Below are 4363 nucleotides of genomic sequence, written 5' to 3' on the forward strand. Positions count from 1 at the left end.
GATGTTGAGCATGTGAACAAATGGCGTGAACATGCAAGGGAGGATTTTCAATTTTACAATGGTGATCAGTGGAATGATCAAGATTTAGCGGCTTTAAAAGAACAACGCCGCCCCGTTATGACGTTTAATCGCATTGCACCATTGGTTAATGCTGTAGTTGGTTCAGAGCGTAACAATAAACGAGAGGTGCAATTCATTCCTCGTCAAATAGGCAAGGCATTGCCAAGTGAATTGCTTACAGGAGCAGCAGAATGGTTTAGAGATGTGGCGCATGCGGAATATGCGGATAGTGATGCTTTCCAAGACGCTGTCATCTGCGGCATGGGGTGGACCGATACGCGGCTTGATTATGAAAACAGTATAGATGGTGAACCGGTTATTACGCGTTTAGATCCTTTAAAAATGGTTTGGGATAGTGCAGCAGTGCAACCGAATTTAACCGATGCACAACGCATGTGGTATGTCGACCGCAAGCCTTTGGAAGTTGCCAAGCAGATGTTTCCCAAAGCCCATTGGAGTGAACTCAGTGCAGATTGGGCAAGGGATGGGAGCTCTCATGAAGGTGTTCACCATAATGATCTTGATTATTACAGTGATGAGAAGGGCATTGATGTTGAAAACGGTCGTCGGATGGTCACGCTTGTTGAATGCCGTTGGTTTGAAAGCGAGCGATACTACAAGGCTCCTGATTTAGAAACGGGTGAATTGCGTGATTATAGCGAAGAGGAATTTAAGCAATTACAGTGCATGATGCCCGATATTCAAGGGGCGGCTTTCAATAAAAAGGTTGTAAAACGCGCTTTTTTAGGGAGGAAATTGCTTGAATGCCCCGATCAACCTTTGGTTCCAGCGGGTCAATTGGGTTGGGAGTGTATAACGGGGTATTTTGACAAGATAGAACGACAATTTTATGGGGTTGTAAGACCGACAAAAGATCCACAACGATGGGCGAATAAATATTTCAGTCAAGTGATGCACATTCTCAATAGCCAATCCAAAGGCGGGATAATGGCAGAGCGGGGCGCATTTGAAGATGAGAGAGAAGCTGTAAAGAGTTGGAGCAGGGTTGATAGTATTACGGTTTTAAAAAATGGCGCTTTGGCAGGTGGTAAGATACAGCCCAAACCCGTAGCGCAATTCCCAACCGGTTTTTTCCAACTGTTTAATGAAGCCAAGGAAGCGATTAACCAAGTAACAAGATATTGATTTATAATGATAATCTAGCGTTATTCATATTGAATGAGAGTCCCGAATAACGTAAGATTCTCTCATTTCAAATCTGTTTATCTTGAATCAATCAAAACCACACCCTTGCACGTCAAAAGCGGGGCTGGCGTGTGGGTAAAATTTATACAAGAAAGGACTAAAAATGGCTCTTATGAACCGTCTTAATGCAAGGTCTGTCGCAACATTGGGGGCTGGCAAATATAATGATGGTGCCGGCTTGCTACTCCATAAGCGTAAAGATGGAGGTGCTCAATGGCTTTATCGTTATACCATTCACGGGCGTCGTCGCGAAATGGGCTTGGGGGCATTAAGACATGTCTCTTTAAAAAAAGCCCGTGAATTAGCAAACCAATGGCGTTCTGTTTTGCATGAGGGTCGTGACCCCATTAAAGAGCGCAATAAACAAAAGCGTGAAGCAATAAGCAATCTTCATTATTTAAAAGATATTGCTTTAGAGACTTTTGAAAGTCGTAAAGCTGAATTAAAAGGGGATGGTAAAAATGGGGATTGGTTTTCGCCTTTAAAACTGCATATTTTACCAAAATTAGGCTGTCTGCCCGTTTCAGAAATTACACAAACAGAGATACGCAACACACTCGCCCCTATTTGGCATTCAAAAGCTGGAACAGCTAATAGAGCTCTTATTCGTCTCAATATGTGTCTCAAACATGCGGCTGCATTAGGATTGGATGTTGATTTACAAGCAACAGAAAAAGCACGTGCTCTTTTAGGTAAACAACTTCATAAAACTATTAATAGACCAGCTATGGATTGGAAAGATGTGCCGGCTTTTTATAAAACACTTTGTGAAAAAACAACTATGACGAATTTAGCTTTGCGTTTGCTTATTCTTACAGGGGTTCGTACCAATCCTTTGTGTCATATTCATAAAGATCAAGTTGAGGGGGATATATGGACAATCCCTGCTGAGAATATGAAAGGAAGACGCGATGCTACAACAGAATTTCGTGTCCCTTTATCATCAGAGGCATTAGAAATTTTGAAACAAGCACGCCTTTTATCTCGCAATGAATTCTTTTTTTCTGCAACAGGTCGGGGTCCCCTTGGTGAGAAGTGTATGGCTACGTATATGAGAAAAAATAAACTTGATGCCTGCCCCCATGGATTTCGCTCTAGTTTACGCAATTGGCTTGCTGAAACAACCGATGCCCCCTATGAGGTCGCTGAAACTATTCTAAGTCATACAGTAGGAGGACAAGTAGAGCGTGCCTATCGTCGTACGGACTATTTAGAGCAGCGCCGGGTCTATATGGATAAATGGGCGGCTTATGTCACCGGTCAATCTTAAGATATGGGGTAATTTACCCCATGATCTGTGGATAACTTTCTCTCTCTTCTCTCTCATTCGCTCTCAATAAGACTCATAAATTATCACATGATAAATTATATGATAATATATTGTTTTCTATAAATAAAATACCTTCAAAAATGAACCAAAATGTGCTTAATAAATAGGCATGATTTGGTTCTATTTTTTATTATGAAAGGATTTTAGAATGACAGAAAATGATATTCTTTTAACAGACCGTGAAAGTGCAAAATTGCTTCATATGAGTGTCTCAACATTCCGCCGTCATGTTACCAATGGCTCTCTCCCAAAACCTTTAAAATTTGGTTTTTTATCCCGTTGGTTACAATCGGATCTTTTGAATGTCATCGAACAAGCGAAACAGCAACGTTATAACGACGTGGCATAAAAAAACCTTGTCACGTAAGGACGGACAAGGCTTTCTCAAACTCATCACCTTAGAGATAGCACAATCCGTCCTATGACACAACGTTATAGGATTTAAAATGATGTGTTCTTTTAAGAATGCGCAAGGTATCACACGTGCCTTGCGTGGTACTTGGCATGGGCGTTATGGAACAGCCCGTTGCCCTGCTCATGATGATAGGCTGCCTAGTTTATCTATTTCTAATGGAAATGATGGGCGTCTTTTACTCTATTGTTATGCTGGCTGCTCTTTTAGAGAGATCATACAAGCGCTTATTAGAATTGGCTTGCTTGGAAAACAAGCTTATGCTCACACGCTCTCTTTCTCAAAACAGTTTTGTGCTGATCTCAAACGAGTAAAACAGAAAGCAGAGAGAGCAAAAGCAATTTGGCAACAAAGCCAACCAATCAAAAATACTTTAGCAGAAACCTATTTACGCATGCGGGGGATCACATGTGATTTGCCTGCTGATTTACGTTTTCATAGCAAATGTCCACACCCCTCTGGAGTTACACTCCCCGCGTTGGTTGCTCTTGTTAAGGGGGCTGGCTCCTTTGCCATTCATAGAACCTTTTTAAAAGACAATGGCTGCAAAACAGATCAAAAACCAGCCAAAGCTATGTTGGGATCTGTCACGGGTGGTGCTGTGCATTTAAGCCAAGACAATCCAAAACATCTGGTCATTTGTGAGGGCATTGAAACCGGTCTGGCTCTACTGTCTGGGTTGTTAACAGAGCCCGTAAATTTATGGGCGTCCCTTTCAACTCATGGCATGATGCATGTGAATTTACCCAAAACCAAAGCCCGTCTGACAATTGCAATGGATGGCGATGATGCGGGGCGTAAAGCAGGTTTTACCCTCGCTGCACGTGCCTATAGACAAGGCTTTAAGGTCTTTATCATGCAAGCACCCTACGGTCTAGATTTCAATGATGTTTTGATACTAAAAGGTATAAATAAATGAGAGAGAATAACAACAATATTGTCGATACCAACAATCAAAATGTTTCATGCAATGATAACGATAATGTTTTTTTTAATGATAAGACTTGTTTAGAAGCCATTCCTTATAAGCAAGCATTGCAACAAAATGGTTGGGGGGAATTAAAACCACTTGAATATACTCTCTTACCCGTCGAGCCTTTTAAAATATTACAGCTGCCAATGTCATTAATGGACTATGTTTATGACGTTGCTGATAGTCAACAATCTTCTCTCGATTTTATTGCTATCTCTGCTCTCTGTGGTTTGGCTGCTGTGATTGGTAATGGCGTGCGGGTTGCCCCAAAACAACATGCCAATTGGAAAATTGTTCCTAATCTCTGGGGTGCCATTGTGGGGGAACCTTCGACCATGAAAACAGGTACCATGGACGCTGCTTTAGAACCTCTTTATGAATT

4 protein-coding genes and 1 pseudogene are annotated in these 4363 nt (G+C 41.6%); all 5 read left to right on the top strand.

All coding sequences use genetic code 11. The features are described from left to right. A pseudogene (locus ACFIO3_RS09185) lies at positions 1 to 1197 on the top strand (portal protein); the annotation flags it as partial. Positions 1198 to 1369: 172 nt separating this feature from the next. Continuing rightward, on the top strand, positions 1370 to 2536 hold the full coding sequence (locus tag ACFIO3_RS09190) for a tyrosine-type recombinase/integrase (protein WP_375704354.1): 1167 nt from the start codon (positions 1370 to 1372) through the stop codon (positions 2534 to 2536). 208 nt (positions 2537 to 2744) lie between these two features. Then, positions 2745 to 2945 (top strand): AlpA family transcriptional regulator, encoded by a 201-nt coding sequence (locus ACFIO3_RS09195; protein ID WP_007347430.1) that lies wholly within the window; start codon positions 2745 to 2747, stop codon positions 2943 to 2945. Between the two features lie 97 nt (positions 2946 to 3042). Next, on the top strand, positions 3043 to 3927 hold the full coding sequence (locus ACFIO3_RS09200; RefSeq protein WP_375704355.1) for a toprim domain-containing protein: 885 nt from the start codon (positions 3043 to 3045) through the stop codon (positions 3925 to 3927). Next, on the top strand, positions 3924 to 4363 hold a 440-nt coding region (locus ACFIO3_RS09205; RefSeq protein ID WP_375704356.1), incomplete at its 3' end, for a DUF3987 domain-containing protein. The genes ACFIO3_RS09200 and ACFIO3_RS09205, both read left to right, overlap by 4 nt.

The sequence above is a fragment of the Bartonella sp. AD328YNZD genome (assembly GCF_042196425.1).

Coding starts and splice junctions, on each gene's coding strand:
- ACFIO3_RS09190 (WP_375704354.1), top strand. CDS start 1,370: ATGGCTCTTATGAACCGTCTTAATGCAAGGTCTGTCGCAACATTGGGG.
- ACFIO3_RS09195 (WP_007347430.1), top strand. CDS start 2,745: ATGACAGAAAATGATATTCTTTTAACAGACCGTGAAAGTGCAAAATTG.
- ACFIO3_RS09200 (WP_375704355.1), top strand. CDS start 3,043: ATGATGTGTTCTTTTAAGAATGCGCAAGGTATCACACGTGCCTTGCGT.